Below are 4,729 nucleotides of genomic sequence, written 5' to 3'. Positions count from 1 at the left end.
GCCAGTACAGCATCAGATGATAGAGGTGCCAATAGTTTGGGTATTGTGAGCTTCGCGGCTGACGCCGCTCCCACAAACGCATCCGCTGCCTGCGCACGGACACCGGATTGTGGCGACGCGCTGCGCGTGTGGACTGTGTTACCTGCCTTCTCCCCATCCCCGGCGAGGCCAAGCAGCATGATCACCAGCCTGAAAGTCCTGTTGATCGCCATCAGCCTGCTCGCCAGCATGTACCTGATCGCCTGCGCCCTGCTCGCCTTCAATGCACGCAGCATGCTCTACCACCCGGCCCCGCGCAGTGCCGATGTACCGCACTGGACGCTGCCGCGCGGCGACGCCGACATCATCGTCTCCAGCAACCGGCAGCACAGCACGCAGCTCGTGCTGTATTTCGGCGGCAATGCCGAAGACGTCTCGCAGGCGCTGCCGATGCTGCAGCAGGGCTTCCCCAATGCCGCCATCCACGCGATGCACTACCGCGGCTATGGCGGCAGCAGCGGTTCACCGACTGAAGCCACACTTATTGGCGATGCGCTGGCCCTGTATGACCGCACCAGCAGCAGCCAGGCACAGGACATCATCGTGGTTGGCCGCAGCCTCGGCTCGGGCGTGGCCGTGCAACTCGCTGCTGCACGACCAGTTCAGCGGCTGGTCCTGATCACGCCTTACGACAGCATTGGTGGCCTGGCTGCACGCATGTTCCCGGCCTTCCCGGTGCGCCTGCTGCTGCGCGACCACTACGATTCATGGCGTCACGCCGCGGGGATCAGCGCTCCCACCACGCTGATCATCGCTGGCAGGGATGAGGTGATTCCGAATGCGAGTTCATTGCGGTTATTACGGGAGTTCCAGCCTGACGTGGCGCAGGCGGTGACCATCGCTGATGCCGATCACAATGATGTGTTTGGCTATCCGCAGTTTGCGGAGGCCTTGCGGGGGCAGTAAGGGTCACAAGCTCAACCCCTCCCCAGCCCTCCCCCTGGCTGCGCCAAAGGGAGGGGGTGGAAAGCGAGCCCTCCCTTGCGCGCAGCGCAGGGGAGGGTTGGGAGGGGTGCCGTTGATCTTCGCAGCCCAACCAAAAAAACTCAGAACGGCTTCGCCAACACCAGATACACAATCGCAATGAACAGCACCAACGGCAACTCATTGAACCAGCGCAAGGTCCCCGACGACGGCAAAGCCTTGCCCTTGATCGTGCCCTTCAACCAGCGCCCGGTGAAGGTGAAATAGACCATCAGCAAGACCACCAGCCCCAGCTTGGCATGCAGCCAGCCCGCGGCGCCCGGCGCCACCATGGTTGGAAACTCCGGCAACACCTTGTAACCAAGCCACAGCACCAACCCAAGAATGAAGGCAAAGCCAAACATCACATGGCCGAACCGGTACAGGCGCTTGCCCATCAACTGCAGCCGCTCCACCACCGCCGGCTGCCCAGCCGCCTCGGCCAGGTTGACCAGGATCCGCGGCAGGTAGAACACCGACGCCATCCACGCCACCACGAAAACAAGGTGGAAGGTCTTTACCCAAAAGTACGACTGCATGCGCTGGCTCCATCGGCGGCGTAGGATGAGCGCCATTTTCGCCCATCCGCACAAGACACGCACATGCAGGACAAGCAGTACGACGCCGACTACTTCCAACGCTGGTACCGCCGTGACGATATCGGCGGCGCAGCGCGCCTGGCCCGCAAGGTGCAACTGGCCGTGGCTGCGGCCGAGTATTACCTCGAACGCCCGATCCGCAGCGTGCTCGACATCGGTGCCGGCGAAGGCGCCTGGCGTGCGCCGCTGCTCAAGCTACGGCCCAAGCTGCAGTACATGGGCTTCGACAGCAGCGAGTACGCGGTGCGCCGCTACGGCCGCACCCGCAACCTGCACCTGGCCAGCTTCGGCGACTTCCAGTGGCTGCGCCCCTGCGCGCCGGTCGATCTGCTGGTCTGCTCGGACGTGATCCATTACGTACCCAGCCGTGAGCTGCGCAAGGGCCTGCCCGGTCTTGCCGAACTCTGCGGCGGGGTCGCCTTCCTGGAGCTGTTCACCGCCGAGGACGAGTTCCATGGCGACCACGACGGCTTCCAGCAACGGCCTGCCCGCTGGTACAAGCGTCAGCTACGCGAGGTCGGTTTCCGCGGAGTCGGCTCGCATTGCTGGCTGGGCCCCGCATTCAGCGAAGACATCGCCGCGCTGGAAAGGGCCGACTAAAGGCCGATACCGGCTTAACTCGCGCTCTGCGATAGTGCGCTATGCTGCACAGCATCATATGACTGTACATATTGGGACATCATGCTTTATCAACTGCATGAATTGACCCGCAACCTGCTTGCGCCCTGGGTTCATCAGGCGCAGGCAAATGCGGCGTTCTTCAATAATTCGGGCCACTGGTGGTCGTCGATGCCGGGCGCTGATCGCTTCGCGGCGATGAACGAGCTGTTCCACCGCCTCGGCAAGGATTATGAGAAGCCCGAATGGGGCATCCACGAGCTGGAGCTTGATGGCGAGATCGTGCCGATCGCCCAGCTCACCGAAGTGGAAAAGCCGTTCTGCAAGCTGCTGCGCTTCAAGCGCCACAGCAACGAAACCTCCAAGGTCGAAGCCCTGCTGGCGCAGCCCATCGTGCTGGTGGTGGCACCGTTGTCCGGTCACCACGCCACCCTGCTGCGCGATACCGTGCGCACCCTGCTGCGCGATCACCGCGTCTACGTCACCGACTGGGTCGACGCGCGCATGGTGCCGGTGGAACAGGGCGAATTTGGTCTGGACGACTACATCGAATACGTGCAGGAATTCATCCGCCACCTCGGCGCCGACAACGTGCACGTGGTCAGCGTCTGCCAGCCGACTGTGCCGGTGCTGGCTGCCGTGTCGTTGATGGCCAGTCGTGGTGAAACCACGCCGCGCTCGCTGGTGATGATGGGCGGCCCGATCGATGCGCGTTGCAGCCCGACCGCGGTCAACAATCTGGCCACCCGCAATCCGATGTCGTGGTTCGAGAACAACGTCATCCACACCATTCCGGCGCCGTATCCGGGCCAGGGTCGCCGCGTCTATCCGGGCTTTTTGCAGCACGCCGGTTTCATGTCGATGAACCCCAGCCGTCACCTGATGTCGCACTGGGATTTCTACACCGACCTGGTCAAGGGCGACATGGACGATGCCAACGCGCATCGCCGCTTCTACGACGAGTACAACGCCGTGCTCGACATGCCGGCGCAGTTCTACCTGGACACCATCCGCGTGGTGTTCCAGGAGTTCCTGCTGCCGCGTGGCGAATGGTATGTGCGTGGCGAACACGTCGACCCGTCGGCCATCCGCGACACGGCCCTGCTGAGCATCGAGGGCGAGCTGGACGATATCGCCGGCCTCGGCCAGACCGAGGCCGCGCAGGCTTTGTGCACCGGCATCCCGGCCTCGCGCCGTGATCATTTCATCGTCGAAGGTGCCGGCCATTACGGCATCTTCAGCGGCCGCCGCTGGCGCGAAGTGGTGTACCCGAAGATGCGCGATTTCTTCAGTGCCCAAGCCGCGCAACCGGCGGCGAAAAAAGCCAAGAAAGCCAGCAGCAACGTAACCCCGCTACGCCGCCGCGCCCAGCGCTGAGCCTTGGCTTAAAGCCCCTCTCCCGTACACGGGGCGAGAAGAGGCGCTTGCGAACCACTGGTTCGCGACTCTTGGAGCGCCCTCGCGCAACGCGAGGGCCGGGGCGCGGAGCGGGGGTTGGGGTGAGGGCAAACCGAAGTCTGAAAAATGTAGACAACGGCAGTCGAACCGAAGCCCGAGAAAAAGAAGCACCAACACCAAGGCCCCGGCACTCCCGGGGCCTTCTGCATTCAAGAAACCGCCTTCAACCCCACAACCCCGACAACAATCACCGCCAGACTCAGCAGGCGCGCGGTGCTGCGCGATTCACCAAAGAACAGCATGTTCACCAGCACCGCAGCCGCCGTTCCCAAGCCAATCCAGACCGCATAGGCAATGCTCAACTGGATGTAACGGAACGACTGGTACAGCAGCACGAACGAAGCACCGAACCCGCCAAAGAACAACACAGCGTTCAACAGACTCTTGCGCCCGCTGTAACGCTTCAGGCCAATTACGCCCACCGTCTCCATCAAGGCCGCGGCGATCACCAGAAACCAGCCCATATCAGCCTCCCTGCCCGCTTGCATCGGGATCGGCAGCAGCGTTGCCATCGGCCAGCTTCAATGCGATCACGCCCGCCACCAGCACCGCCATGAACACGCCCTTGGCCACGCTGAAGCTGCCGTCGAACAGGAAGATATCCATCAATGCCGTACCCACCGTACCCACAGCGGCAAACACCGCGTATACCGTGCCGGTAGGCAATGACTCGCAGGCCTTGGCCAGCCAATGGAAGTCCACCACGATCACCGCGATGATCGGTATCCAATGCCACCATGTGGCTGCCACATTGAAGCCATACACCCAGACCAGCTCGAACAGACAGGTCAGGGCCACGTAGAACCAGCCTTTGCCGGCCATGGCGTTCTCCATAAAAAACCTGCCGCCAGCATAGCGCGAGGTAGTGCCGAGCCATGCTCGGCAGGGGCATTACCGGCAGCGTAACCAACTCCGGTTTTTGTGGGAGCGGCGTAAGCCGCGAAGCTACAGTTGGATCAGCCAGCGAAAAGCCAACCCCACCCCCCCCCACCCCAAACCACGGCCAAAGGGACGGAGGCAAATAGGGGGCGCCGGGCAGGCGGAAAAAAAAA

At 62.8% G+C, this 4,729-nt stretch carries 6 protein-coding genes; 3 read left to right on the top strand and 3 right to left on the bottom strand.

Translation table 11 applies throughout. The annotated features are described in order from the left end of the window. Positions 1 to 177: 177 nt before the first annotated feature. Positions 178 to 945, top strand: a complete 768-nt coding sequence (locus ACVOLV_RS21915; protein ID WP_481556202.1) for an alpha/beta hydrolase — start codon at positions 178 to 180, stop codon at positions 943 to 945. 140 nt (positions 946 to 1,085) lie between these two features. On the opposite strand, the gene ACVOLV_RS21910 is transcribed toward ACVOLV_RS21915, so the two are convergent. Continuing rightward, positions 1,086 to 1,541 (bottom strand): CopD family protein, encoded by a 456-nt coding sequence (locus tag ACVOLV_RS21910; protein ID WP_481510839.1) that lies wholly within the window; start codon positions 1,539 to 1,541, stop codon positions 1,086 to 1,088. A gap of 63 nt (positions 1,542 to 1,604) precedes the next feature. On the opposite strand from ACVOLV_RS21910, the gene ACVOLV_RS21905 reads away from it, so the two are divergent. Then, on the top strand, positions 1,605 to 2,201 hold the full coding sequence (locus tag ACVOLV_RS21905; protein ID WP_481556201.1) for a class I SAM-dependent DNA methyltransferase: 597 nt from the start codon (positions 1,605 to 1,607) through the stop codon (positions 2,199 to 2,201). 81 nt (positions 2,202 to 2,282) lie between these two features. Beyond that, complete coding sequence (locus ACVOLV_RS21900) at positions 2,283 to 3,596, top strand: polyhydroxyalkanoate depolymerase (RefSeq protein ID WP_481556200.1); 1,314 nt, start codon at positions 2,283 to 2,285, stop codon at positions 3,594 to 3,596. 230 nt (positions 3,597 to 3,826) lie between these two features. On the opposite strand, the gene ACVOLV_RS21895 is transcribed toward ACVOLV_RS21900, so the two are convergent. Beyond that, entirely contained in the window at positions 3,827 to 4,141 is a 315-nt protein-coding gene (locus ACVOLV_RS21895; RefSeq protein WP_481516717.1) for a DMT family transporter, read from the bottom strand. Position 4,142: 1 nt separating this feature from the next. Next, a complete protein-coding gene (locus ACVOLV_RS21890; RefSeq protein ID WP_481556199.1) occupies positions 4,143 to 4,499 on the bottom strand; it encodes a DMT family transporter in 357 nt (118 codons plus the stop codon). Positions 4,500 to 4,729 lie beyond the last annotated feature (230 nt).

This window comes from Stenotrophomonas sp. STEN023, from assembly GCF_056760135.1.
The sequence above is the reverse complement of the archived record's forward strand: the minus strand, read 5'-3'. Positions and strand labels throughout refer to the sequence as shown.

Coding starts and splice junctions, on each gene's coding strand:
- ACVOLV_RS21915 (WP_481556202.1), top strand. CDS start 178: ATGATCACCAGCCTGAAAGTCCTGTTGATCGCCATCAGCCTGCTCGCC.
- ACVOLV_RS21910 (WP_481510839.1), bottom strand. CDS start 1,541: ATGCAGTCGTACTTTTGGGTAAAGACCTTCCACCTTGTTTTCGTGGTG.
- ACVOLV_RS21905 (WP_481556201.1), top strand. CDS start 1,605: ATGCAGGACAAGCAGTACGACGCCGACTACTTCCAACGCTGGTACCGC.
- ACVOLV_RS21900 (WP_481556200.1), top strand. CDS start 2,283: ATGCTTTATCAACTGCATGAATTGACCCGCAACCTGCTTGCGCCCTGG.
- ACVOLV_RS21895 (WP_481516717.1), bottom strand. CDS start 4,141: ATGGGCTGGTTTCTGGTGATCGCCGCGGCCTTGATGGAGACGGTGGGC.
- ACVOLV_RS21890 (WP_481556199.1), bottom strand. CDS start 4,499: ATGGCCGGCAAAGGCTGGTTCTACGTGGCCCTGACCTGTCTGTTCGAG.